This window comes from Alcanivorax jadensis T9, assembly GCF_000756655.1.
Lineage (GTDB): Bacteria > Pseudomonadota > Gammaproteobacteria > Pseudomonadales > Alcanivoracaceae > Alcanivorax > Alcanivorax jadensis.
The window spans coordinates 387986-413414 of record NZ_ARXU01000001.1 but is presented as its reverse complement, the minus strand read 5'-3'; the positions used below and the strand labels follow the sequence as shown (position 1 = coordinate 413414).

At 59.0% G+C, this 25429-nt stretch carries 19 protein-coding genes; 9 read left to right on the top strand and 10 right to left on the bottom strand.

Features of this window, described 5'->3' with window-relative positions:
- Positions 1-85: 85 nt before the first annotated feature.
- On the bottom strand, positions 86-1315 hold the full coding sequence (locus tag T9A_RS01915; RefSeq protein ID WP_035244598.1) for a pyridoxal phosphate-dependent aminotransferase: 1230 nt from the start codon (positions 1313-1315) through the stop codon (positions 86-88).
- Positions 1316-1454: 139 nt separating this feature from the next.
- Here T9A_RS01915 and T9A_RS01910 point away from each other — a divergent pair, with 139 nt between their 5' ends.
- The 5 genes from T9A_RS01910 (at position 1455) to djlA (ending at position 6781) form a co-directional block, all read left to right on the top strand.
- Entirely contained in the window at positions 1455-2123 is a 669-nt protein-coding gene (locus T9A_RS01910) for a DNA-3-methyladenine glycosylase I (RefSeq protein ID WP_035244597.1), read from the top strand.
- A gap of 92 nt (positions 2124-2215) precedes the next feature.
- Positions 2216-4129 carry an FTR1 family protein gene (locus T9A_RS01905; protein WP_035244595.1) on the top strand — a complete coding sequence of 638 codons (1914 nt, stop codon included), beginning with the start codon at positions 2216-2218 and terminating at the stop codon, positions 4127-4129.
- 127 nt (positions 4130-4256) lie between these two features.
- Positions 4257-5177: an NAD(P)-dependent oxidoreductase gene (locus T9A_RS01900; RefSeq protein WP_408605289.1), complete on the top strand. Its 921-nt coding sequence runs from the start codon at positions 4257-4259 to the stop codon at positions 5175-5177.
- On the top strand, positions 5177-5959 hold the full coding sequence (hyi, locus tag T9A_RS01895) for a hydroxypyruvate isomerase (RefSeq protein ID WP_035244592.1): 783 nt from the start codon (positions 5177-5179) through the stop codon (positions 5957-5959). The genes T9A_RS01900 and hyi overlap by 1 nt, the downstream gene beginning before the upstream one ends.
- A gap of 3 nt (positions 5960-5962) precedes the next feature.
- Complete coding sequence (gene djlA / locus T9A_RS01890; protein WP_035244590.1) at positions 5963-6781, top strand: co-chaperone DjlA; 819 nt, start codon at positions 5963-5965, stop codon at positions 6779-6781.
- 145 nt (positions 6782-6926) lie between these two features.
- On the opposite strand, the gene T9A_RS01885 is transcribed toward djlA, so the two are convergent.
- Complete coding sequence (locus T9A_RS01885) at positions 6927-7871, bottom strand: oxygenase MpaB family protein (RefSeq protein WP_035244588.1); 945 nt, start codon at positions 7869-7871, stop codon at positions 6927-6929.
- Between the two features lie 455 nt (positions 7872-8326).
- On the opposite strand from T9A_RS01885, the gene T9A_RS01880 reads away from it, so the two are divergent.
- Positions 8327-8566 (top strand): HP1242/YdcH family protein, encoded by a 240-nt coding sequence (locus T9A_RS01880; RefSeq protein WP_035244585.1) that lies wholly within the window; start codon positions 8327-8329, stop codon positions 8564-8566.
- A 104-nt stretch (positions 8567-8670) separates the two neighbouring features.
- Here the strand turns inward: T9A_RS01880 and T9A_RS01875 are convergent, their stop codons facing one another.
- From T9A_RS01875 to T9A_RS01840, 8 genes are all read right to left on the bottom strand, one after another.
- A complete protein-coding gene (locus T9A_RS01875) occupies positions 8671-10383 on the bottom strand; it encodes a ShlB/FhaC/HecB family hemolysin secretion/activation protein (RefSeq protein WP_035244583.1) in 1713 nt (570 codons plus the stop codon).
- 88 nt (positions 10384-10471) lie between these two features.
- Positions 10472-11746, bottom strand: coding sequence for a hypothetical protein (locus T9A_RS01870; RefSeq protein ID WP_035244582.1), 1275 nt, complete (start codon positions 11744-11746; stop codon positions 10472-10474).
- A gap of 78 nt (positions 11747-11824) precedes the next feature.
- Positions 11825-13765: an acetoacetate--CoA ligase gene (locus tag T9A_RS01865; RefSeq protein ID WP_035244580.1), complete on the bottom strand. Its 1941-nt coding sequence runs from the start codon at positions 13763-13765 to the stop codon at positions 11825-11827.
- Between the two features lie 86 nt (positions 13766-13851).
- Complete coding sequence (locus T9A_RS01860) at positions 13852-15801, bottom strand: acetyl/propionyl/methylcrotonyl-CoA carboxylase subunit alpha (RefSeq protein WP_035244579.1); 1950 nt, start codon at positions 15799-15801, stop codon at positions 13852-13854.
- A gap of 93 nt (positions 15802-15894) precedes the next feature.
- Positions 15895-16668: an enoyl-CoA hydratase/isomerase family protein gene (locus T9A_RS01855; protein ID WP_035244577.1), complete on the bottom strand. Its 774-nt coding sequence runs from the start codon at positions 16666-16668 to the stop codon at positions 15895-15897.
- Positions 16669-16725: 57 nt separating this feature from the next.
- Positions 16726-18333 carry a carboxyl transferase domain-containing protein gene (locus T9A_RS01850; RefSeq protein WP_035244575.1) on the bottom strand — a complete coding sequence of 536 codons (1608 nt, stop codon included), beginning with the start codon at positions 18331-18333 and terminating at the stop codon, positions 16726-16728.
- 113 nt (positions 18334-18446) lie between these two features.
- A complete protein-coding gene (locus T9A_RS01845) occupies positions 18447-19610 on the bottom strand; it encodes an isovaleryl-CoA dehydrogenase (RefSeq protein ID WP_035244573.1) in 1164 nt (387 codons plus the stop codon).
- Positions 19603-20001, bottom strand: coding sequence for a MerR family transcriptional regulator (locus tag T9A_RS01840; protein WP_035244572.1), 399 nt, complete (start codon positions 19999-20001; stop codon positions 19603-19605). The genes T9A_RS01845 and T9A_RS01840 overlap by 8 nt, the downstream gene beginning before the upstream one ends.
- A 116-nt stretch (positions 20002-20117) precedes the next feature.
- Between T9A_RS01840 and T9A_RS01835 the strand changes: the two genes are divergently transcribed.
- Genes T9A_RS01835 through T9A_RS01825 form a run of 3 tightly spaced genes read left to right on the top strand, consistent with a single transcriptional unit; the run spans position 20118 to position 25377 of the window.
- Entirely contained in the window at positions 20118-22433 is a 2316-nt protein-coding gene (locus tag T9A_RS01835) for an efflux RND transporter permease subunit (RefSeq protein WP_035244570.1), read from the top strand.
- Between the two features lie 38 nt (positions 22434-22471).
- On the top strand, positions 22472-24685 hold the full coding sequence (locus tag T9A_RS01830) for a response regulator (RefSeq protein ID WP_035244568.1): 2214 nt from the start codon (positions 22472-22474) through the stop codon (positions 24683-24685).
- Positions 24682-25377 carry an NAD(P)H-binding protein gene (locus T9A_RS01825; RefSeq protein WP_035244566.1) on the top strand — a complete coding sequence of 232 codons (696 nt, stop codon included), beginning with the start codon at positions 24682-24684 and terminating at the stop codon, positions 25375-25377. Before T9A_RS01830 ends, T9A_RS01825 begins: the two co-directional genes overlap by 4 nt.
- Positions 25378-25429: the final 52 nt, after the last annotated feature.

Sequence of the window (25429 nt, the reverse complement as noted above, 5' to 3'; positions counted from 1 at the left end):
GAGCGTCGCTGGCGGCGCGATCACTAACGCCTGGAATCGCGCCGCCAGCGACGCTTCTGCAAGTCGGTTCGGGAATCAATCCCTGTTATTTTTTTCGTACCCGATCCAGATAACGGGCAATGCGGCCGATGGAATCTTCCAGGTCATCCACCCGGGGCAAGAACACCACGCGGAAGTGATCCGGGTTTGGCCAGTTGAAGGCGGTACCCTGAACGATCAGGACCTTTTCTTCGCGCAGTAGATCCAGTGCAAAGGCTTCATCGTCTTCAAACGGGAACACCTTCGGGTCCAGTTTCGGGAATAGATACAGGGCGGATTTGGGTTTGACGCAACTGACTCCGGGAATGGAATCGAGCATTTCCCAGGCCAGATCCCGCTGGCGTCCCAGGCGCCCGGTGGGCAACACCAGATCGCCGATGCTCTGGTAGCCGCCCAGAGCAGTCTGGATGGCATGCTGGCTGGGTACGTTGGCGCACAGGCGCATGCTGGCCAGCATATCGAGCCCTTCGATATAGCTCTCTGCCCGGTGTTTAGCACCTGATATCACCATCCAGCCAGCGCGGAAACCAGCAGCGCGATAATTTTTGGACAGGCCGTTGAACGTGATGAACAGAAGATCGTCGGCCATGGATGCGATGGACGTATGCACCTCGCCGTCGTAGAGGATCTTGTCGTAGATCTCGTCGGCGAACACGATCAGGTTGTTTTCCCGGGCAATCTGCAACAACTCCTGCAGCATGGCCGGCTCGTAGTTGGCGCCGGTGGGGTTGTTCGGGTTGATGATCACCAGGGCCTTGGTGTTCTTGTTCACCTTGGCACGAATATCTTCCAGTGACGGTTGCCAGTCTTGCTGTTCATCACACAGGTAGTGCACCGGGGTGCCGCCGGACATGCGCACGGCAGCGGTCCACAGGGGGTAGTCCGGTGCCGGCAACAGCACTTCATCGCCGCTGTTGAGCAAGGCCTGCATGGACATGACAATCAGCTCGGACACGCCATTGCCGATGATCACATCATCTACGGTGACGCCTTCGATGCCCTTGGTCTGGGTATACTGCATCACTGCCTTGCGGGCCGGGAACAGACCCTTGGAGTGGCAGTACCCGGTGGAATCCGGCAGGTTGCTGATCACGTCCTGAAGCAGCTCTTCCGGTGCCTCGAAGCCGAAGGGCGCAGGATTGCCGATGTTCAGCTTGATCACCCGGTGACCTTCGTCTTCCAGGCGATGGGCTTCACGCAGCACCGGGCCGCGAATGTCGTAACATACACCGCGCAGTTTGTCGGATTTGTTGACGTGGTATTGGTCGATGGTCATGCCGGTCCCGTTGAATTGGATAGAGCCAAGAGGCTGATTCTACAATGTCCCCAAATTACTGTATATCGACCTGAATCCGTGACTGCATCGCGGATCCAGTTATCGAGTTACTAGAAACAAAACGCAACCGGAGCAGAGCGTGACCCCATTCAAGGATTTGTTGGCCCTGGCGGTAAACCGCAAGGGGTCTTTAAAAGCGATCAAGGCGGAACTGCCTGGCGTGGCGGATGCCGGGCTTTTGCGCAACCGTGATGATGCGTTCTACTTTTCGGCGTTGACCCGGCGCATTTTCCGGGCCGGGCTCAAGCATTCCCTGGTGGACAACAAATGGCCGGCGTTCGAGGATGCTTTTTTCGGTTTCGATCCGGAAAAGCTGGTGCTGATGCCGGATAGCATGCTGGACGAGCGCATGCAGGACACGCGCCTGATTCGCCACTGGGGCAAGATGAAAGCCATTCGCCATAATGCTCAGCTGGTGCTGGATCTGGCCGAGGAGTACGGCAGTGTTGGCAACTGGCTGGCGGATTGGCCGGCGGATGACACCGTGGGAATGTGGCTGCTGCTCAAAAAGCGCGGTAAACAACTGGGTGGTAACTCCGGAGCCGCCTTCCTGCGCATGGTGGGCCGTGATACCTGGTACCCCACCGGTGATGTGATTGCTGCCTTGAAGGCCCAGAATATCATCGACAAACCCCCGGCCAGCCAGCGTGACCAGCGGTCTGCTCAGGCGGCGTTCAATGTCTGGCAGCAGGAGAGTGGCTGGCCCCAGGCCCATATCAGTAAGGTGTTGGCTTTTACGATCGGCTGATGTGCAGGGGCGTCGGTGTAGGGTCGGCCTTGATGGGTTTACTCAGATAAATGATAATGACTCTCCTTTTCACATTGAACTGGATTCATTTCATGGCTGCTGTTCCCATCCCGGTGCGCCTCGCCGCTGTTCTGATCTCGATCTTCTTCCTTAATTCGCCTGCGTTTGCCAGCAACCAGACTGCTCTGGTGCAGTTGGTGGAGTACGTCGGGGCGGATTACATCAATGCCGTGGTGGATGGCGATATCGTCAGCCCGGAAGAATACGCCGAGATGGAAGAGTTTACGGCCCTGTTGGCGCAGGGGGTGGCTCAGCTACCTGCCGCTGATGGCAAGCAAGACTTGCAGGATAAGGCGGATGCCCTGCAAAGGGCGGTGATCGACAAGGCCGTGGAACCCCGTATCAAAGAACTGACCCAGTCTATTCGTGCCACCCTGGTCACCGTCTACGGCATCCCGGTGTCGCCAAAAGCGGCACCGGATCTTGAGCGCGCCGCCGAGCTGTATCAAACCCAATGTGCCGCCTGCCATGGCGCCGAAGGCCGGGGTGATGGACCTGCTGGCGCGGCGTTGGAACCGGCTCCCACCAACTTTACGGAAGTCACCCGCTACAACGGGCGCTCGTTGCTGGGCCTGCATACCACCATCACCCAGGGAGTGGATGGCACCGGTATGGGCGCTTACAGCGATACCCTCAGTGACAAAGACCGCTGGGCGCTGGCGTTCTTCGTGGGAGCCAAAGCGGTCAGCGATGAGATGGCAGAAACCGGCAAGACAGCTTTCAACCAGATCCCCGGCATGAAGACATCACTGACGCTGGATACCCTGCTGGCCCAGGCGCCGGAAGATGTGTTGAAAGAGCAGGGCGAACAGGCCTATGCGGCCCTGGGGTATCTGCGCCGGGAGCCGTCTGCGTTGTTCAACAAAAACCGCTATATAGCCCTGAGTGATGAACGCCTGCAGGAAGCCGAAAGCGCCTACCGCAGCGGTGATCGTCAGGCGGCCCGGGCCGCTGCCCTGTCCGCCTATCTGGACGGCTTCGAGATGATCGAACAGCAGCTTGCGGCAGTGGATGGGGACCTTATGCGTGTGGCCGAAGCGGATTTCATGGCGGTGCGTGAAGCCATCGATCGTAACCGAGCGGCGGATACGGTGAGCGAGCGAGTGACAGCGGCGCGGGCCTCCCTGTCGAAGGCGGCGGATGCCCTGTCCGGGGATGGCCTGAGCCCTGCGGCAACCTTCTCTGCCAGCTTTTTCATTCTGTTCCGTGAAGGGCTTGAAGCCCTGTTAGTGGTGGCGGCTCTGCTGACCTTTACCCGCAAGGCCAACGCGGTAAGCGCCACCCGTCATATTCATCTGGGCTGGATTGCTGCTCTGGTAGCCGGCGGGCTGACTTGGTATGCGGCCAATTCGCTGGTCACGTTCAGCGGCGCTTCCCGGGAAATGACGGAAGGGGTGGCGGGCGTCGTTGCTGCCCTGATCCTGTTCTACGTAGGCTTCTGGATGCACAGCAACAGCAATAGTCAGAAATGGATGGGCTATATCCGTAGCAAGGTAGATGATGCTCTGGGCAGTGGTACGGTCTGGGTGTTGACGTTCGTTGCCTTTATCTCCGTTTACCGGGAAATCTTCGAAACGATCCTGTTCTATCAGGCGCTGTGGAGTCAGGTGACGATGGTGACTCAGGCCTTCCTTTTCTATGGAATCGCAGCGGCCGTTCTGGGGCTGGCTGTGGTCTGCTTCCTGTTCTTCCGTATTGGCATGAAGCTGCCTCTTGGCCTGTTCTTCCGGGTAACCAGTCTGGTATTGCTGGTGTTGTCGGTGGTACTGCTTGGCCGCGGCATTGCCGCCCTGCAGGAGGCGGGCGTATTGAGCGCGTTTTATCTGGGCGTTCCCACCATTGAATGGTTGGGTGTCTTCCCTACGTTGCAAGGCGTGGTAGCGCAGATGATCGCGGTAATACTGGGCGTCGTGTTGTGGTTGCGGGGTAGCAGGCAACAGGCATAGCGCTTTTACTGGCGTGTGGGCGTGTCTAATAGGTCAGAATCAGGAATAATTACCTCTGCCTCTTTCTGGAGCGTCGATATTCTGGCGCTCCAGAGATTCCCCTGTCCCGAGCGCCTTTGGCGCTGTGGTGCGTGAAAGCGGTACTGCCATGTCACAAACCAAAATCAGTTTTCTCGGCATCGGCTTGATGGGCGCCCCCATGGCGGCCCGTCTGCTGGATGCTGGTTTTTCCCTGACTCTCTGGAACCGGACCCCGGAAAAGGCGCAAGCCTTGTCCGACCGTGCGCGTCTAGCTGCCAGTCCGGCGGAGGCTGTTGCCGAGGCGGATGTGGTGATCACCATGCTGGAAAACGGCACAGTCGTGGACCAGGTGCTCTATCAGAGTGGTGCCATTAACCAGCTTCGCCAGGGTGCGCTGGTGATCGACATGAGCTCCATCGAGCCGGCCATGGCCCGCCGTCATGGGACGTTGGTGGAGGCGCAAGGCGGGGCTTATCTGGATGCGCCGGTGTCCGGGGGAACCCGGGGTGCGGAAGCAGGGACCCTGTCGATTATGGCCGGCGGTGGCGACGAGAGTTTCGTGCGTGCCGCTGAGGTACTTCAACCCATGGGCATCGTGACGCATATCGGCCCGGTGGGTAGCGGTCAGCTGGCCAAGCTCGCCAATCAGGCCATTGTCGGCATCACCATTGGCGCGGTGTCGGAAGCCCTGTTGCTGGCAGCCAGGGGTGGGGCACGGCCGGAAAAGGTTCGTGAGGCCCTGCTGGGCGGTTTTGCCGGCAGCAAGATTCTCGAACAGCATGGTGAGCGTATGCTGCAGCGCAATTTCGAGCCCGGTGCACCGGCGCGGATTCAGCTCAAGGATCTGCGCATGATCCTGGATGAGGCCCGTAGTGAAGGCCTGACATTGCCGCTCAGTCAGCGGGTGTTCGAGCAATACCGGGCATTGCTCGCCAGCGGCAACGGCGAGGTGGATCACAGTGGCCTGTTGCTGGAACTGGAGCGGCTCAATGGCGTCCGACTAGGCAATGCTGACGAGGAACACTGATGCCACGCTTTGCCGCCAATCTTTCCCTGCTGTTCACCGAGTTGCCGTTTCTGGACCGCTTTGCCGCCGCTGCTGACGCTGGCTTTCAGGGTGTGGAATATCTGTTTCCCTATGACTGGCCGGCGTCGAGCTTGGCGGAAAAGCTGCAACAGCATCATCTGACCCAGGTACTGTTCAATCTGCCGCCAGGGGACTGGCAGGCCGGTGAGCGCGGTATTGCCTGCCTGCCGGACCGGGTGGAGGAGTTTCGCGAAGGGGTGTTTCAGGCCCTGGAGTATGCCGAGGTGCTGGATTGCCCGCGGATGAATTGCCTGGCGGGCATTCGGCCGGAGTCTCTGCCTGCTGATGTGGCGTTCCAGACCCTGGTGGAAAACCTGCGTTTTGCCGCTGATCTGCTGGCGGCGAAAGGAATGACCCTGACGGTGGAAGCGATTAACTCGAAAGTGGACATGCCGGGGTTCTTTGTTGATACGTCTCTTGCTGCCATGACGGTCATCGAGGCAGCGGGGCGGGAGAATATCCGGTTCCAGTTCGATCTCTACCATATGCAAATCATGGAGGGGGATCTGTGCCGTTCCCTTTCGCGACTTTGTCCCCATATAGGACATATTCAGTTTGCCGATAATCCGGGACGCCATGAACCGGGTACCGGCGAAATTCATTTTGATAGGGTGTTTGCCCACCTTGATGCGCTTGATTATCAGGGCTGGGTCAGTGCGGAGTATCGTCCGCAACAGGACACCGAAACCAGTCTTGGCTGGTTCAGACCACGGATTAACTGATTAATGATGCAACTTAACTGGGGCGGCAAAATTATTCTCGGCCTGCTGGGGATGCTGGTGGGAGGGCCCATCGGCCTGGGTATCGGGGTGTTGATCGGGCACATGCTCGACAAAGGCGCCGCCCAGGTCCAGAACGTTCGCCCGCAGCAGGCGGAAGTGCAGAAGGCCCTGTTTGATACGGTGTTTTCCATCATGGGCCATCTGGCCAAGGCGGATGGCCGGGTCAGCGAGGATGAAATCGCCCAGGCCCGGGCAGTGATGGATCGCATGAAGCTCAACGAGGAACAGCGCGCTGAAGCCATTGCCCTGTTCAATCGTGGTAAAGAGGCTGACTTCCCTCTTGATGCAACCGTCGCTGAATTCGCGAGTACGGTAAAACACCGCAAGCAACTGATACTGGTATTGCTTGAAGTCCTGCTGCAAGTAGCCCTGGCGGACGGTGAGATCCACGAGGCGGAAGAAGAAATTCTGGTTCGGGTTGCCGAAGGGCTGGGTGTGCCGCGGGCCCAGTTTCAGCAGATTCTCAACATGCTGCTGGCCCAGGCCCAGTTCTCTGGTGCTGGCGGTGCCTATCGAGGCGGGCAGAGCTCTGCCGGTCCATCGCGGCCATCCCTGGGACAAGCTTATAAGGTGCTGGGTGTTAGTGAGTCTGCGTCCAACCAGGAAATCAAGAAGGCCTACCGCAAGCTGATGAGCGAACATCATCCGGACAAGTTGGCGGCGAAAGGGGTGCCGGACGAGATGATCCGCATGGCCACCGAGAAAACCGCGGAAATCAGTAAGGCTTACGACATGATCAAGGATAACCGCGGTTTTAAATAGGCGGCCCACAACACGAAAGACACCCACTGTTGGAGCTTTGCTTGCAAAGCGAATTTTCCAGCGAGGAGGTTGCTTTGATCCTTCGCTTTGCAAGCAAAGCTCCAACGGTTATCCGCCGCGTGCCGCGTGGGGCTTTTGCGTTTCTTCAATAACTCACGCTGGGTAGCCGGTCCACTTTCGGGATCGACCAGCCACTGCTCACCAGATCGCTTTCTCCGGTCCACCATCGATTCAGCAACCGGGTCGCCAGATCGGCGCGAGCCCGGCCCCCCAGACGCTGGCTGGCTTCGTGATAGGCAGGCTGAAAGCGCAATCGCGGTGGCAGCCGGCGGGTGATGTCCATTAGCCGGTTCAGGTGCTTCTGGTAGGCGCGGTGGCTGTCCAGCCCGGTTTGCGGTAACCGGAATGTCTGTCTCAGGTGTTCGGGGATCTGGAAAGAGGCCAGCGGCAGGTAGGGGCCATAGGGCAGTCGCCCCGGGTAGCCCTGCTCGCGGATCAGGTTGTGGCCCAGCTGGCGGCGTCGATCACTGATCGGGCCATGGTGGTTGAGGCGACGCTTCCACCAGCGCTGATGGGCGTGCCAGTCTGCCGGTCGCCGACTTTCGGGAATTCCCATGACCTGCGCCAGCAACATGGTTTCCTCGAACAACCGTTCCTGGTGGGCGGTATTCAGCGGCTCGATGATCTCCTGGTACACCGTCAGGCAGGAATCCATCCAGGCCGTCAGCGCATACAGCAGGGTTTCACTGTCATCCACGTCGAACAGTGTCTTGCGTCGCATGCGTGGGCTGTCCAGTGTCAGCAAGGCCTGGTCCAGGTTGCCGAACACCAGTTTCAGCATGAATACCTGGGTGTGCTGAAGCCGTTGTACCAGGTCATGGGAATCCGCCAGTAACTGGGACAGACGACTGTCCGCCAGGGCCAACAGTACCACTCGACCGTGTGCCAGGGAGGTGAGGTTCTCGCGCATCAGCTGCCAGCAGATGGAGCCGGGGCCGAACAGGCCCGCATCGGGCTGATAGCATTGTTCGCTGGCCTGGAACAGGCCGGCCTGGATATGGTCGCGGGTCAGTAATTGCGGTAACGCCATGTGCACGCCTCCTTTGTGCAGTGTGGGTCTCCAACTACCACCGAGCTGCCCGGTGACAACGTAGCGCTCTGGGGAGTCTCTGAATCACTCCTTGCGTACTCAGCGTGCCCTTCAGACCCCGCCCTCCGGGTCTTCCTGGCTGGCCCGCACTCGTTGTTGCGTCTTGAAGGTGCAGAGCCGACGGATGGACATATCTCAATCCCCTTTGGGGGGACACCTTCAAAATCTCGCCGCTCTTTACACCTTGGCCGAAGGGGAGAGCCAGCCAGGAAGACTGAGCATGCAAGGAGTGATTCAGAGGCTCCCTATTCATCCTACGGGCCTGCCTGATTGAATCTAATCAGGAAATGTGGTGATTTAATGATGTACGGGAACAGTGGCGCAGTTTTTTGTGTCGGAGAGTGAGACGTAGCCCTTGCCGGGTTACTGAACGTTACCGCAAAGGAGAAATGTCCATGTTGGGAGAGAATCACAGCATCCACCATGAATTTCCGGATCAGCGCCAGAAGATTGACGAACTGGTGAGCAATGATCCCGGTTTCAAGACGCTGGTGATGGAGCACGACAAGCTGGACAAGCAGATACGGGGCCTGGAAATGCGTGAGAGCCCGATTGCAGACCTTGATATGGAACGTTTGAAGCGGGAGCGTATTCGATTAAAGGATGAGGTGTACCATCGTCTTAATAATGGTTAAAGATAAAAAAGAAACCTGACGCATCAAAATGTCAGGTGTTAAAAATCACGAAAGGCTTGTTGGGTTAAAGGCGTTCTGACGCTGCTCAGCTTCAGGCGTTACCGCTAGAAATCCACTCTTCCTGTAACGATGAGCTGGACATCGTCCACTTCATCCTGGTTCACCAGTGGTGCTGCCACATCCAGGTGAAGCACCCGATCCACGCGGAACTTGCTGGGGCTGAGACGCAATCCCAGCCCCGCGTTTGCCAGAGTGCTACCGCGGGGTTGGCCTTGCTCCCAAGCTTGCCCAGCATCCACATATACAGCACCGCCCACATAGGCCAGGTTGAAAATCTGCCAATTGGTAAAGCGGCGTCGTTCGACGGACAACACCCAGCGCCGGTCACCCCGCTGATAGTCCGTGGGGTAGCCGCGCAAGTTGTCGTTGCCTCCGATCGTGAGTTGTTCGTCCTGGCGCAAATTGCGGCCGGCATTCACATTCAGACGGGCAAACCAGCGGTTGTTCTGGTTAAGGAAATAATAATAACTGAGGTTGCCCCCATAGTAGGTGCTGACAAAGTCATCGTCTTGATAGCGGCCACTCGCAGACAATCCACTGCGAAACAAATGGTGCTTGCGGATAAAGCGGGTATTGCTGGTGCTGAAATTGAAAATGACAGACTCGGCATTACTGCCAAGCGCTTTGCTGGCATGCCCCATTCGCGCAAAGTGATACCAGCCCAGGCGAATGTCTTCCTGACGTTGGGCGCGGTTTAGGTTTGAGGCTACCAGATGTTGGTTCTCCTGATACTCCACGGATATCGAAGGGTAAACGCGGCGCTCGTCCTCGGGCAGCGAGGTGGTTTCGTCGGGAACCGCGCTGAAGCGTTCCTCCTCGTCGGTTATCCCTAGCCGCCAGCGGACAATGGCTTGCTCCTGGACACCCGGTGACCAACCCACAAAGGCTTCGTAACGGCTATCTTCCTGCCGAAAGCGATTGACGGTCTGACCGTTGACTTCGATGCGTTCGAGTAGGTTCTCTCGCTGTATGTCAACGCCACCGGACCAGCGGCTGTCCAGCTGATAGAAAGGGCGTATTAGGCCGCCGGAGAGGGATTCACCATCACTGGCGTTGGTATAGCTAAGATTCAGTTGCATCCGTGCGGGCAGTAGGGGGTTACGATAACTGAAAAAGTGGCCGCTGCGATCGGCGTCATCGAAGTAGCCCGCGGCGACTCGCTGGCCGCTGCCCAACAAGTTACTTTCCGTAAACCCGGCACTGGTGCTGGTCTCACCGCCAGAACGTGATGCCGAGGTAGATGGCGAAAAGGTCCATACATCCCGCGTTACTACCAGCAAGTCAATGTGATCCGCACACACCCTGTGGGGCACGATCATCGCATCGACAAGATAGTCGTTACTGCGCAAAAGTCGTTCATTTTCCCTGAGATGATCTCTATCCAGCGGTTCACCGCTCGTCAGGATCATTTGTTTCTCAAGGGTCGTCTTACGGGTTTCTATATGCAAAAAATTAGCGGTTCGATAGAGCCAGTTATCTTCTGCCGGATCGTTTTCATTGAAGATGGGAAGCACGCTGTAGTGGATCTTGCCGATAGGGCGCCCTTGGTAACGACTGAAATCCACTTTCTGGCGGGTCTCGACAAATTCAAACAGGGCCGGATCCCCGTCTTCGTAGACAAGCTCACAGCTTTCCACAGTGGGCGGGGATGCCAAGCCTGGTAAGGGCCACAACAACAGCGTTGCCGTCAGCCAGGAAATGCCAAACCCGGCCCGGGAGAGTTGTTGCCGCTGCGTACCGGGACACAGTGCCTGCATGAACGAACGCCTGACCGGGAGAGCTTTTACTCTACAAAGCCTACGGCGGGAATGACAAGTTTTCTGCCGTACCTCGCACTCTTTCATGTTATTCCATTTTCAGGCTGGCGCTCGGCTCATCCAGTTGCTGGCGGGCATAGTTGCCGGGCGTAAGCCCCTGGCTGTCCTTGCTGTAGAACAGCCGGGTAACAAAATAAAACTCCTGACCAAAAGGGATGTCCGTCAGTGAAAAGCCCACATTGGGAAGCTGGCCAGGAAAACGCTCCGGGTCATTGGCCAGCGAAGCATCATCCTGGTAGAGCAGACGGGCAGGGGTATCAAAGCCCTTCAGGAAAGCCAGCTGGGCGAGCAAATCAAAACCACGGCCGGTGCTGAACCAGATCCAGTTGTCACCCTCAAGGGGCTTGTCGAGCATGGCCTTTTCGGCATCGGACAAACGGCCGTCAGTAACCGCCACATGATTGCCGGTCCAACTGGTCATCAGTTGACTGTCATAGAGGCCGTTGCCGTCCAGGGAAATATCCAGTGCCGGGCGCTTCACTACAGTTTCGGCGATGCCGGGCAAGGTAAAGCGACTATGGATCTCCATCTGTTTGGGCATCACCAGAAAATAATTGTTGATGCGCAGCACGGGTACCTTGGCAACGGTTACCGAAGTGGACGCGTAAACCAGCGCTGCCAGCGGACCATTGATGACCTGTTTTACCTTGGGATCCAGGTTGTTGTTGTTCAGGGTGATCCTGTTGTTTTCTCCGAACAGGCCGGCACTGAGGCGTAGTTTGAGGGTATCGAGAATGCTCTGGCGCTCACCGTTTTCGCCCTCAAAGCCGCGAAAATAAAAGTCGCTCCAGTTGAACAGGTTGCCGTCTGCCATGCTCAGTGCATAGTCGGTACTTTTGATTGTCATGGACTGCGGGTCGAACTGCACGTAGCGATCGGTACTCTGCAGGTATGCGTTCTTGATCAGGTAGAAGTAACGGGTTTCGCCATCTTGTTCCACGGCCAGTTCTGCGGCCACCTGTTCGGTGACCGGGCCGCCAAGGGGCTTTCCACCATCTTCAAAGCGCAGCAGCAGGCGATCCTCGGCATCAATCCGGAGGGGGTCGCCAACCGGACTGGTGCTGTCATCTTCTTCGAAATAGGGGTAACCCTGTTCCGACCATTGCACCCATTGATGAGGCACGGGCGCCAGGCGCCCATCTTGCATGGTGAAGAACGAATAGAGCCCGCTCTGCTTTCCATGCAGGACTTTGAAGGTGTCGCCGGTAAGCGTAATGATCTGGGCGTGCAAAGGACCTGACAGGGCCAGGAGAGGAAATAGCAGGGCGGCCGTCAACGTCGGCAAGCGTTTATTATTCTTCATGTTTTACATCACTGGGCCGGTACAAGCCTACATGATGCGCGTTTAAACCGGGCCGTCAATGGCCCGGTAAACGGGTGGTCAGTTTGCCAGCTCAGGGCGGTCGGAGAAATGTTCAAGTGCCTGCGGATTGGCCAGGGCATTGCGGTTGGTTACCGGGCGCCCGTGGATCACTTCCCGGACTGCCAGTTCGACAATTTTGCCGCTGACCGTGCGTGGAATTTCCGGCACCTCGGCAATCACCGCCGGGACATGGCGGGGCGTGGCACCTTCACGGATCGCTTTGCGGATTCGCGTCTGTAGTGCCTCGCTGAGATCGACGCCATCGGCCAGCACCACAAACAGCACTACGCGCACATCCCCTTGCCACTCCTGGCCGACCACAATGGCTTCACGGATCGCATCCAGGGTTTCCACCTGACGGTAGATTTCTGCTGTGCCGATGCGAACGCCGCCTGGGTTGAGCACTGCATCGGAACGGCCGTGAATGATCAGCCCGCAGTGTTGCTCATGGGGCACCAGCTGGGCGTAATCCCCATGGGCCCAGACGCCGTCAAAACGTGCGAAGTAAGCCTTGTGGAAACGGCTGCCATCCGGGTCGTTCCAGAACTGTATCGGGCAGCAAGGGAAGGGCTGTCGACACACCAGTTCGCCCTTGCTGTCCGCCAGCGGTTCGCCGTCGTCGTCAAACACGGCCACGTCCATGCCCAGGCCTGGGCACTGCAATTCGCCGCGGTAGACCGGCAGCAACGGATTGCCGAGAGCAAAGCAGGAAATAATATCGGTACCGCCGGAAATGGAGCTGACCAGCAGATTCGCTTTCACCTGCTCATAGAGATAGTCATAACTCTCGTGGAGCAAGGGGGAGCCGGTTGAGAAGAGCGTGCGCAGGGTGGCGAGATCATGGCTTTCGCGGGGCTTGAGGCCGGATTTTTCCACAGCCTGGATGAACTTGGCGCTGGTTCCGAAATGGGTAATGGCTTCGTCATCCACCAGATCGAACAGCCGGGCGGTGTTCGGGTAGGCCGGGTTGCCATCGTAGAGCACCAGGGTGGCACCGGTATGCAGACCACACAGCAACCAGTTCCACATCATCCAGCCGCATGTGGTGAAATAGAACAGGGTGTCATCTGCGCCCACGTCCGCATGCAGCTGCAATTCCTTGGTCTGCTGCAGCAGGGTGCCGCCGGCGCCATGAACGATGCATTTGGGCTGCCCGGTGGTGCCGGAAGAATAGAGAATGAACAGCGGATGATTGAACGGCAGTGCGGCGAAGTCCGGTGCCGGCCCGGCACTGTCGAGCCAGGTTTGCCAGATGAGTGCCCGTCGCACCGGTGTACTGTTGCCCTTGCCGGGCACCACCACCATCAATGCCGGTTTCAGGGCATCATGCAGGGCGTCGATTCGCTCGCCCAGGTCGATCCATTTGCCGTTGTAGTGATAGCCATCACAGGCTAGCAGCACGGTGGGTTCGATCTGGCCGAAGCGGTCCAGCACGCCGGATACGCCAAAGTCCGGCGAACAGGATGACCATACCGCGCCGATCCAGGCAGCACCCAGGGCGGCGATCACCGTCTCAATACGATTTGGCATGAAGCCGGCGACCCGGTCGCCAGGTTTAACGCCGGCAGCCTGCAATTGGGCAGCCACCTTGCCGGCGGCTACACGCAGGCCGGCGTAACTGACCTCGGTGCGGGTGCCGTCTTCCAGCACGCTGATCAGGGCCGGGTGAGTATCGTTGCGGTGTAACAGGTTTTCCGCATAGTTCAGCGTTGCTTGCGGAAACCAGCGGGTGTCCTGGAAACGGTCGCGGCGGGTGAGTACGGTGTTGCCGGGCTCACCCACCAGACCACAGAAGTCCCACACCTGTTGCCAGAATGCCTCCGGTTGCTCCACTGACCAGGCATGCAGGGCATTGTAGTCGTCCAGCGGCTGGCCACTGTGGTGGCGGGCCTGTTCCCAGAATCTGGCCAGTCGGCTGTTCTGTTGTGCTTCACCCGGTTGCCAAAGCGGTGCGGCCATTGTGTTCTCCCAAGGGTCTGGTGTCCGGCAGCAGGTGTCCGGCGGTTTCAATCAGGTTGGTCATCGCGGCCGAAAGGCCGCGATTGTCAGTCGTCAGCGGTTTCTTCAAATTCCACCAGCAGGGTGCCTTCGCTGACGCTGTCGCCGGCTGCCACATGAAAGTCATGCACTGTCCCCGGCACCGTAGCGCGCAGGGTGTGCTCCATCTTCATGGCCTCCAGTGTAATCACCGCATCGCCAGCAGCAACGGTATCGCCGGCCGACACGTGCAGGGCCACGATAGTGCCGCTCATGGGCGCGATGAAGCCGGCTTCTTCGTCGTGCCGGGCACTCTCACGGCTGGGGTTCAATGTGACCGCATGGGCCTGACCGGCCACGAACAACAGCAGGGTGTGATCACCTTTGCGGGCATGGCGTGCGCGCAGACCAAGGTTTCCCCAATGCAGGGTGATGTCGTGATCCGTGAGAGTGGCACTGAGAGGCGCTTGTTGGTCGCCCACGGCGGCACAGCCGTCCTGCTCGCGAACGGTTACCAGGTCGCCATCGACTTGAAGTAGCGTCTGCCGGAAACGCCTGCCCAGCGGCCGCCAGCCCTGCAGGCTTTGCCAGGGGGAACTGCTGGCGTTGTTGGCGGCGAATACCTGGCTGGCGGCCAGGGCCAGCAGCGCTGGATCAGTCCCGTTGGCCTCCAGCAGTTGCGGGCGGTGTTCCAGAAGACGGGTATCCAGTTCGCCACCGGCAAAGGCATCGTCGTTGAGCACCCGGTGCAGGAAGGGAGCGTTGTGATGGATGCCGGTCAGTTCCAGGGCTTCCAGAGCAGTGATCAGTTTCTGGCGGGCCTCATTGCGAGACGCACCATGGCAGATCAACTTGGCGATCATGGGATCGTAATGATCGTCCACCCGGTCGCCATTCTCATAACCAGCATCCACCCGGGCCACCTCATGGGGCCAGCGCAGGTGGCTGAGCAGACCGGAGGAGGGCAGGAAGCCCTGTTCCGGATTTTCCGCATACAGCCGCACTTCCATGGCGTGGCCATGGCGTGTGATGTGACCCTGTGCCTTGGATAATGGTTCGCCAGCGGCGACTGCGAGCTGCCAGGCCACCAGATCCTCGCCGGTGATCATCTCCGTCACCGGGTGTTCCACTTGCAGACGGGTGTTCATTTCCATGAAGTAGAACTGGCCATCGGGACCGTAAAGGAACTCGACGGTACCGGCACCACGGTAATCAATAGCCTTGGCGGCCTGAACGGCGGCGTGGCCGAAGGCTTCCCGGGTGGCCTCGTCCAGTCCCGGTGCCGGCGCTTCTTCAATGATTTTTTGATGGCGGCGCTGTACCGAACAGTCGCGCTCGAAAAGGTGCACGGCATTGCCGTGATTGTCGGCGAATACCTGCACTTCTACGTGGCGAGCGGTGGGCAGATAGCGTTCCAGTAGCACCCGGTCATCGCCGAAGGCGCCGCTGGCTTCGCGGCGTGCCGCCGCCAGTGCTTCGGTGAACTCGCTGGCGCTGTTGACCACACGCATACCTTTGCCACCACCACCGGCTACGGCCTTGATCAGTAGCGGGAAACCCACCTGCTCGCTGGCGCGAACCAGGTCGTCATCACTGGCGCCTTCTTCATCGAAACCGGGCAATACCGGTACGCCGCTGGTCGCCATCAATTGCCGGGCGGCGGCCTTGTCGCCCATGACCTCGATGGCGCGGGCATTGGGGCCGACAAAAATGATGCCGGCGTTTTCGCAGGCGGCGGCAAAGGCGGTGTTCTCGGAAAGGAATCCGTAACCCGGGTGAATGGCATCGGCGCCGGTATCTTTGGCGGCAGCGATGACCTTGTCGATCACCAGGTAGCTTTCCCGCGCTGGTGCCGGGCCCAGGCAGACCGCCTGATCCGCTTCACGCACATGGGGCAGGGTGGCATCCGCTTCCGAGTAGACCGCCACGGTAGCGATGCCTTGCTGACGGCAGGTGCGGATAATGCGCCGGGCAATTTCGCCACGGTTGGCGATCAGGAGTTTTTTTATCTGTGCCATGTTGTTGCCTTTGTCCTGCCGTAGGAGCGTCGCTGGCGGCGCGATTCCGGCATGGGTTATCGCGCCGCCAGGGGCGCTCCTACGGATAGTGGATCAGATCCAATTTGGGCTTCGTTTTTCCAGAAAGGCACTCAGCCCTTCCTGGCCTTCTTCGCTGGTACGCAGCTTGGCGATGAGGTCGGCGGTGTCGTTGAGCATGCTCTGATCAATAGGGCCGTCGCTGACGCGGGCGATCAGATTGCGTGCCGCGATCTGGGCCCGGGGGGCGGCGCTGAGCAGGGCGCTGGTGAGGGTGTTAACTGCCTCATCCAGTTCATTTTCCGGTACCACTTCGTGGGCAAGCCCAAGAGCGACCGCCTTGCTGGCAGGAATGACCTCAGCGGTCATGAAATAGCGATTGGCCTGGCGGGCGCCCATGGCGCGGACCACATAGGGGCTGATCACAGCCGGTACGATGCCCAACTTCACCTCGCTGAGACAGAAGCGGGCATTGTCGGCAGCCACCGCCATGTCAGCGGCGCAGATCAGACCCAGAGCGCCTCCGAAGGCGGCACCCTGCACCCGGGCGATGACAGGTTTGGGACTTTGGTCGATGGCCTGCATCAGCCGCGCCAGTTTCAGTGCATCATCCCGGTTCTGTTGCGCATCCAGCTTGCCCATGGCGCGCATCCAGTTGAGATCGGCGCCGGCAGAAAAATGGTTACCGGCGGCCTGCAACACCACAACGCGCACGCTGTCATCGCTCCCGACGTGTTCAAACGCATCGGTGAGAGAGGCGATAATGGTGTCGTCGAAGGCGTTGCGCTTGTCCGGATTGTCCAGCGTAATGCGGGCCACCGGGCCTTCGATCTGTGTTGTTACACTCATATCCTGCTCCAGGTTTTAGCATGTTGCGTGAAGCGTGCCTGCGTACAAGCGTCCCCGTCACATCCGAAACACGCCATAACGCGTCTCTTCAATCGGTGCGTTCAAGCTGGCAGAGATGGCCAGCCCGAGTACGTCACGGGTATCCGCCGGATCAATCACGCCGTCGTCCCACAGTCGTGCGCTGGCGTACCAGGGTTGCGCCATTTCCTCGTAGCGCTCGGTCATGTCTGCCTGAAATGCCGTCGCTTCCTCGTCACTCCATTGCTGACCTTTCTTCTTCAGCGAAGCCTGCTTGACCTGGGTGAGGACGCTGGCAGCCTGTTCACCGCCCATCACACAAATACGGGCATTGGGCCACATGAACATGAAGCGTGGATCGTAGGCGCGCCCGCACATGCCGTAATTGCCGGCACCGAAGCTGCCACCGGTGATCACGGTAAATTTGGGCACGCTGGCACAGGCCACGGCGTTGACCATCTTGGCGCCATGTTTGGCGATCCCTTCGGATTCGTATTTCTTGCCCACCATGAAACCGGTGATGTTCTGCAGGAACAGCAGCGGAATCTTTCGCTGGTTACACAGCTCGATAAAGTGCGCGCCTTTCTGGGCGGATTCGGAGTAGAGGACCCCATCGTTGGCGAGAATGCCCACCGGGTAGCCGTGGATGTGTGCAAAGCCGCACACCAGGGTGGTGCCGTAGCGGGCCTTGAATTCATCCAGTTCGGAGCCGTCTACCATACGGGCAATCAGTTCCCGCGCCGGCATGGGCTGGCGGGTAGTGGTGGGGATGACGCCGTAGAGTTCCCTGGAATCGTAGGCAGGCGGGCGTACCGCCTGACGGTTTACCTGATCCGGTTTGTGCCAGTTCAGGTGCGCGATGGAGCGGCGTGCAAGCTCAAGGGCGTGGGGTTCGTCATCGGCCAAATGGTCGGCCACCCCAGACTGCTCACAGTGAAGATTGGCACCGCCCAGCTCTTCGGCGGTGACCACCTCACCGGTGGCGGCCTTCACCAGGGGTGGGCCGGCCAGGAAGATGGTGGCCTGTTCCTTCACCATGATCACTTCGTCTGCCATGGCCGGCACGTAGGCGCCGCCGGCGGTGCAGGAGCCCAGCACCACACTGATCTGGGGAATGCCCCGGGCAGACATGTTGGCCATGTTGAAGAAGATGCGGCCGAAGTGATCCCGGTCCGGGAAGACTTCGTCCTGACGGGGCAGGTTGGCGCCGCCGGAATCCACCAGATAGACACAGGGCAGACGGTTTTCGGCGGCAATGGCCTGGGCCCGCAGGTGTTTCTTGACGGTCAGCGGGTAGTAACTGCCGCCTTTTACTGAGGGGTCGTTGGCGACGATCATGCATTCCACACCGTGGATCTGACCGATGCCGCCCACACACCCTGCTGCCGGAACGTCTTCACCATAGACGCCTTCGGCAGCCAGGGCGGAAATCTCCAGGAACGGCGAGCCCGGGTCCAGTAGAAGATTAATTCGCTCCCGCACCGGCAGTTTGCCGCGTTCGCGCAGACGCTGCTCGGCGGCCTCACCACCGCCGTGGGCGATGTGGTCCAGTTTGTCCTGAAGCTGCTGGCGCAGTGTCAGGTTGTGTTCCCGATTGGCCTGGAATTCCGGGCTGGCGGGATTGATCTGGCTATTGATCTTGGGCATAGGAGTCTCGCAAAAACCGTTTCTTACCACAGAGGTCACAGAGCACACAGAGACCAGGTTTTCCTCAGTGAACTCTGTGCCCTCTGTGGTGAAAATTTCTTTTGCTGGCCTGGTCAGGCGGTCTCGTTAAACAGCTCGCGACCGATCAGCATGCGACGAATTTCACTGGTGCCGGCGCCGATTTCATATAGCTTGGCGTCACGCAGCAGTCGGCCGGTGTTGTAATCATTGATGTAGCCGTTGCCGCCCAGGGTCTGGATCGCTTCCAGGGCCATTTTTGTCGCGTTCTCGGCGCAGTAGAGAATCACGCCGGCGGCATCCTTGCGGTTGGTTCCACCGCGGTCGCAGGCCTGGGCCACGTGATAGAGATAGCTGCGGCTGGTGTTGAGCATCACGTACATGTCGGCGATCTTGCCCTGCATCAGCTGGAATTCGCCGATGGCCTGGCCGAATTGTTTGCGTTCATGGATGTAGGGCACCACCTCATCCATGCAGGCCTGCATCACGCCCACCGGACCACCGGACAGAATGGTGCGCTCATAGTCCAAGCCGCTCATCAGTACCTTTACGCCCTCATTTTCCTTGCCAAGGATGTTCTCGGCGGGGACTTCGCAGTTTTCAAACACCAGCTCGCAGGTGTTGGAGCCACGCATACCCAGCTTGTCCAGCTTCTGGGCCCGGGAGAAACCGGGGAAGTCACGCTCGACGATGAAAGCCGTAATGCCACGGGGGCCCGCGCTGGTATCAGTCTTCGCATAAATTACGTAGGTGTGGGCGTCAGGGCCGTTGGTGATCCACATCTTGTTGCCATTGAGGATGTAGCGGTCGCCTTTCTTTTCGGCGCGCAGTTTCATGCTCACTACATCAGAGCCGGCGCCGGGCTCGCTCATGGCCAGAGCGCCGATGTGCTCGCCGCTGATCAGTTTGGGCAGGTACTTGTCTTTCTGCTCAGCGCTGCCGTTGATGGCAATCTGGTTGACACACAGATTGGAATGGGCGCCGTAGGACAAGCCGATGGAGGCAGAGGCGCGGGAAATCTCTTCCACCACGATGGTGTGGGCCAGATAGCCCATATTGGCGCCGCCGTATTCTTCGCCGGCAGTGATTCCAAGAAGACCCAGATCACCCATCTTCTTCCACATCTCCAGGGGGAACTCGTTACTGCGGTCGATCTCGGCGGCAATGGGAGCGATTTCCTTCTGGGCGAAGGCGCGGGCCGTATCACGCAAGGCGTCAATGGTTTCGCCCAGGTGGAAGTTGAAGGTGCTGTTAAACATTTTCCTTGGACTCCAGTTGGTTAAGACTTTCCAGGCAGCGTTGTTCTGCGTTATCCAGTTCCTGGTGCAGTAGCTGGATATCACGCAGTTGCTGATCAAGCTGTACGCGGCGCTGGTGAATTTTTTCCTGTAAGGCGAGCAACTGGCTGCGATTGTCGCTTTGTGGCTGGTACATGCCGATCAGTTCGCGGGATTCGGCCAGCGAGAAGCCCAGGCGCTTGCCACGCAGAATCAGTTTCAGGGTGACCCGGTCGGCGGGGGTGTAGACCCTTGTCTGCCCGCGGCGCTCCGGGGCTACCAGGCCCTGGTCTTCGTAAAAGCGGATGGTGCGGGTGGTGACATCAAATTCCCGGGCCAGCTCGCCGATGCTGTAGGTCTGTTTTTTGCTCATGGTAAAAGAGTAGGGGAAGTTTACGTTAACGTAAAGTATCTGATTTTGGCCCTTTCGGTCCGTGACACAGTGTTTACCCCTGCCTAGACTGCGGCTACCGAATAAGGGGGATACGCATGAAAGACGCATGGAGTCGCTGGGTGGTGACACATCCGGTGTGGGTACTGCTGGCCTGCACGGGCCTGTGCCTTGCCATGGCCGGTGGCATGAGCCACTTCCATAACAACAACGATCCACGAATTTTCTTCACGGAAGAGAACCCGGACTTCAAGCGCTTTGTGTCCCTGGAAGACAGCTTCACTGCCAACGAGATGGTGTTGTTTGTGGTGCATCCGAAAAACGACCGGGTGTTTGAACCGCAAACGCTGGCGGCCATTGAAGCCCTGACCGATGATGCCTGGACGTTGCCACATTCCACCCGGGTGGACTCGCTGACCAACTTTCAGCACACGGAAGTGGAGGGCGATGACCTCTTTGTGGCCCCACTGGTGGAAGATGCGCTTACCATGTCGGCGGAGGATATCGAGCAAGCCCGTGAGATCGCCCTGAACGAGCCCGCGCTGGTCGGCCGACTCGTCTCGGACAAGGGGCATGTGGCCGGGGTGGTTGCCACGGTCACCATGGGGGAGGGCAATACCGAGGCCCCGGAAATCACTGCCGCCGCCCGGGAAATGGCGCGGGCCTATGGTGAGCAATACCCGGACATCGAATTCATGGTGACCGGTACCGTGGTGTTCTCCCAGGCCTCTGCTGAAGCCACGGAGCAGTCCATGGCGACCACGCTGCCACTTGCATTTTTGGTAATGCTGCTGTGTCTCTGGCTGATCCTGCGTAGTGCCATGTTTGTGGCGGTGACCGTGGTGGTGATCGCCTTCTCGATTGCCTCGGCCATGGGGATTGCCATGTGGCTGGGTATCGAGTTCTCGCCCATCGTGGGTATGGCGCCGGCCATGATCCTGACCCTGGCGGTGGCGGATTCCGTGCATCTTCTCGCCAGCTATCGGCATGAGCGTCTGCAGGGAATTGCCAAGACGCCGGCGCTGCTTGAAAGCCTGCGTATCAATCTGCAACCAATCTGGTTGACCAGCCTGACAACGGCGATCGGCTTTGCCATTCTCAATTTTTCCGAATCACAACCGTTCCGGGCGCTGGGCAATGTAGTACTGATCGGGGTGCTGCTGGCCTTTGTGTTCTCGGTACTGCTGCTGCCGGCGCTCGTGATGCTGTTGCCGCACCGCATCGAGCCGGGCAGACAGCGTGATTATGCCCCCTGGATGAGCGCACTGGCCGGTCATCTCAGCCGTCATTACAAGCGCTGGCTGGCAGGCATGTCGGTTGTCGTCGTGGTGTTGACGGCGAGCGTGGGGCTTAACCGTACCAACGATGTGTTCAACGAATACTTTGACGAGACCTTCGAGGTAAGGCGGGTCAACGATTTTGCCATGTCGGAAATGACCGGCATGCACCGTATTGATTATGCGGTTCCCTCCGGTGAGTCCGGCGGCACCATGGAGCCAGAATATCTTCAGCATCTTGATGATCTGATGACCTGGCTGGAGCAGCAGGATGAAGTGGTCTACGCCACCTCCTATACCAATGTGATCAAACGCCTTAACCGGGACTTGCACGGCGGTGACCCTGCTTACTATCGCATTCCGGACTCCCGGGAACTGATTTCCCAGTACACACTGTTGTACGAGTTGTCCCTGCCCCAGGGGCTGGGACTGGAAGACCAGCTCGATATCGACAAGCGCCAGGCTCGCGCCATCGTGGTACTGGAAAACATCGGCTCAAAGCCGGTGCTGGATTTCAACGACCGGGTTGAGCAGTGGATGCAGGATAACTGGCCCGCGGCCATGCAAACCAAAGGGACAGGCATGGATATCCTGTTCGGCCGGGTCACCATGCGTAATATCGAAAGCATGCTGGGCGGCGCCCTGATCGCACTGATCAGTGTCTCGCTATTGCTGATCTTCGCACTTCGCTCGGTTCGCTATGGTCTGTTGTCGTTGATTCCCAACCTGTTGCCGGCGGCCATGGCGTTTGGTCTCTGGGGGCTGATCAATGGCGAAATCGGTCTGGCGGTATCGGTGGTGGCCTGTATGACCCTGGGGATCGTGGTGGACGATACGGTGCACTTTCTCAGCAAGTATGTGCGTGCCAAACGGGAGCTGGGCCTGAATACGGAGAAAGCCGTGGACTATGCTTTCCGGACCGTGGGAGTGGCCTTGGTAGCCACCTCCGTGGTGCTGGTGGCCAATTTCGCGATTATTGGCACTAGCCACTTCTATCCCAATGCCAGCATGGGGTTGCTATCGGCGATCACCATTGCCATGGCGCTGTTTGTGGACTTTTTCTTCTTTGTACCGTTACTGATTGCCCTGGATCGTGCGCGGCGGAGTAGCCAGCCCGGAAAAGCAGTGCTAACGTAGCGCGACACGTCCAATCAGGTTCCACGGAACACGACACAGTGTCATACAAGAAAGATCGAAAGGTTCTCAAGCGCGTCGATTACGGGGCCGCCAAGAACTCCCTGATGGGGGTGTTGGCGGCCCTTCTGATTTATGCCCTGGTTTTTGCCTGGGGGCAGGTCTATCAGAGTTTCGAACTCGAAGCGCTCATCGGAGGCGGGGCCGTTCTGGCTGTCACCGCCTATCGACTATGGCTGGTTGCCCGTTTCGATGCCCTCTACGGCTCGGGGCCGGCACGCTGGCGCAAGCTGTTTGGCGCAGGTTTGGCCATGCATGCCCTGCTGTGGGGTATCCTGCCGGCCTGGCTGGCCTGGCGACTTGGCTCCGGTTTCAACTTCTTCGCGGTACTGCTTTATAACGTCGGTGTCACTACGGCCCTGGGTAGCTCCTGGATGGCCGGTCTGCGGGTGCGTCAGGCGTATATCGTGCTGATGTTCCTGCCCACCGTGCTGGTACTGCTGATCACCGGGTCGCTGCACGACTGGGTGATCGCGATCATGATCAGCATCTATGCGTTCTACCTGTTCCGGCTCTATCGCGGCCAGTATGAAACCTTCTGGCATGCCATGACCCGCGAACGCCGCGGACGGGGCGAAAGCAGCAGTCAGCAACCAGTGCGCAGTAGCACGGAGGTGCAGCTCAGTCTGGTCTACCGCCTGGCCCACGAACTGCGCACGCCGATGAATTCCCTCATGGGAATGATGTCCCTGCTGGAAGATACCCGTCTGGATGATGAGCAGAAGGATTACCTGCAAGTAGCCGGGCGTAGCGGCAAGCTGCTGTTGTCGCTGATTGATGACGTACTCGATTATTCCCGCATCCTGTCCCGGCGGGTCACTCTCAATTCCGAGTTCTTTGATTTCCGCACTGCCATTGAGCAGGCGCTGGAAGCCTTCGGCCCCATGGCTCAGACCACGGGGCTGGAACTTACCTGTGTGATCGACCGGTTGCTCCCCAAACGCATTCGCGGCGACCGTGAGCGCCTCATGCAGGTGCTCAACAACCTGTTCAGCAATGCCATCAAATTCAGTGATAACGGCGAGATCCGCCTCGACGTAGATTTTACCGTGGAAAGCGAAAGCAACGGTGTGTTGAGGGTGCGGCTCAGCGACCAGGGCTCGGGAATGGATCCGGAAACCCTGCGCCACCTGTTCCAGGACCGCTTTATCGAAGAGGGCCAGGATGTCTACAGCAGCCGCCATACCGGCTTCGGCCTGCTGGTCTGCAAGGGCCTGATTGATGCCATGGGAGGCACTCTGGGCGCCGAGAGCGTACCTGGAGAGGGCTCCACCTTCTGGTTCACCGTGCCGGTGCAGATGCAGCCGGACATGCGCGAAGCCCAGGATCTGATACGAGCCCTTGATGGCGCCGAGGCCGTGGTAGTGGGCGCCGCCTCCGGTACCGTAGCCTGCCTGCAGGAAGAGCTCGAGACGCTTGGTTGTCAGTGTTCCTCCGCCCAGGGCTATGACCATGCGTTGCAGGCCCTGCGGGCCGGCCACCGTGAACACAGCGATTTTGATCTGCTACTGGTGGATACCTGGACGCGGCCGGAACTGGCCCTGAACCTGTGCCGCAACGTGCTGGAAGATCCTTCCCTGCGACCGGTGCGGTTGGTGCTGCTGGCCACTATCGAAGAGCGCGGTACCCCGGCGGTGCAGAAGCTGATCGACAAACACGAACTGGTGGTGGTGGTGCGCCCGGCCCATCGCCGCAGTCTGCGCAATGCCCTGGCTCGCCTGGTGGGCCTGCAGCGTCAGCAACCGGTCGGCGATGCGCCCATGCAGACCCGTGAGGAGCGCCAGCGGCGCAAGCAGTTCCGGCTGATGCTGGTCGAAGATAACGAGGTCAACCAATTGGTGACTCGGGGCATGCTGAGCAAGCTGGGTTATCAGGTGAAAACCGTCAGTAATGGGGAAACAGCACTGGCCCTGGTGAACCAGGAAGGGTTTGATCTGATCCTGATGGATTGCATGATGCCGGAAATGGACGGGTTTGAAGTGACCCGGCGGCTGCGCGATCGCGAGAAGCAGAACGATGGAGCGCGTACACCGGTTGTGGCGATTACCGCCAACACGGCGGAAGGCGTGCAAGCGCGTTGTCTGGCGGCGGGAATGGATGATTTTCTGGCGAAACCGGTGCATCTGGACGCACTGGAAACGGTTCTACGGCGCTGGTTGCCTGCGGAGCCGGATCTTGATGAGGATGATGAATGACAAGAAAAGCCTTGCTGCTGGGGGCCACCGGACTGGTCGGTAACGACTGTCTTGCCAATCTGCTGGAAAGTGATGAGTACGAACAGGTACGGGTACTTTGCCGTCGACCCCTTTCCATAGAGCATCCCAAACTGGATGTTCAGGTGGTTGATCTGGATAAGATGGAAGCCTGCCAGTCGTATTTTCAGGTAGATGATGTGTTTTGCTGCCTGGGCACGACCATGAAGAAGGCCGGGTCCCGGCAAGACTTCCGTCATGTGGACCATGATCTGGTGGTACTGGCCGGGCAGATGGCCCTGCGCGCCGGCGTGCAGCGTTTTCTGGTGGTGTCGGCCGTCAATGCCAACGCCCGCTCTCCGTTTTTTTATGCCCGGGTAAAAGGCCAGATGGAAAAAGCGCTGGTTAAACTGGAATTGCCGTTACTGGCCATCCTCCAGCCCTCCCTGCTGCGCGGGCAGCGAAATGACCGGCGGCCGGCTGAGGACTGGGGTAATATCTTCAATCGCGTGATCGAGCCGCTAACCCGCTGGACTGATGCCCATTGGCTGCCAGTTGACAGCCAGAAGGTGGCGGATGCCATGGTAGGCATGGCCCTTGAGGGGCCGCAGACCGGTCTTTACAAACTACGCTACCGGGATTTTCTGGTGTTTGCCGGCAAGTTCCGTAACCCACGAGAAGTGAAAGGCGAATAGGGGAGTTGGATGCAAGGGCGCGAATCTGGCCGCCACCCTGGAACACCTTTCT

Bases quoted from the DNA above. Each gene is read 5' to 3' on its own strand.
- T9A_RS01915 (WP_035244598.1), bottom strand. From the start codon at position 1,315: ATGACCATCGACCAATACCACGTCAACAAATCCGACAAACTGCGCGGT.
- T9A_RS01905 (WP_035244595.1), top strand. From the start codon at position 2,216: ATGGCTGCTGTTCCCATCCCGGTGCGCCTCGCCGCTGTTCTGATCTCG.
- hyi (WP_035244592.1), top strand. From the start codon at position 5,177: ATGCCACGCTTTGCCGCCAATCTTTCCCTGCTGTTCACCGAGTTGCCG.
- djlA (WP_035244590.1), top strand. From the start codon at position 5,963: ATGATGCAACTTAACTGGGGCGGCAAAATTATTCTCGGCCTGCTGGGG.
- T9A_RS01885 (WP_035244588.1), bottom strand. From the start codon at position 7,871: ATGGCGTTACCGCAATTACTGACCCGCGACCATATCCAGGCCGGCCTG.
- T9A_RS01880 (WP_035244585.1), top strand. From the start codon at position 8,327: ATGTTGGGAGAGAATCACAGCATCCACCATGAATTTCCGGATCAGCGC.
- T9A_RS01875 (WP_035244583.1), bottom strand. From the start codon at position 10,383: ATGCAGGCACTGTGTCCCGGTACGCAGCGGCAACAACTCTCCCGGGCC.
- T9A_RS01870 (WP_035244582.1), bottom strand. From the start codon at position 11,746: ATGAAGAATAATAAACGCTTGCCGACGTTGACGGCCGCCCTGCTATTT.
- T9A_RS01865 (WP_035244580.1), bottom strand. From the start codon at position 13,765: ATGGCCGCACCGCTTTGGCAACCGGGTGAAGCACAACAGAACAGCCGA.
- T9A_RS01860 (WP_035244579.1), bottom strand. From the start codon at position 15,801: ATGGCACAGATAAAAAAACTCCTGATCGCCAACCGTGGCGAAATTGCC.
- T9A_RS01855 (WP_035244577.1), bottom strand. From the start codon at position 16,668: ATGAGTGTAACAACACAGATCGAAGGCCCGGTGGCCCGCATTACGCTG.
- T9A_RS01850 (WP_035244575.1), bottom strand. From the start codon at position 18,333: ATGCCCAAGATCAATAGCCAGATCAATCCCGCCAGCCCGGAATTCCAG.
- T9A_RS01845 (WP_035244573.1), bottom strand. From the start codon at position 19,610: ATGTTTAACAGCACCTTCAACTTCCACCTGGGCGAAACCATTGACGCC.
- T9A_RS01840 (WP_035244572.1), bottom strand. From the start codon at position 20,001: ATGAGCAAAAAACAGACCTACAGCATCGGCGAGCTGGCCCGGGAATTT.
- T9A_RS01835 (WP_035244570.1), top strand. From the start codon at position 20,118: ATGAAAGACGCATGGAGTCGCTGGGTGGTGACACATCCGGTGTGGGTA.
- T9A_RS01825 (WP_035244566.1), top strand. From the start codon at position 24,682: ATGACAAGAAAAGCCTTGCTGCTGGGGGCCACCGGACTGGTCGGTAAC.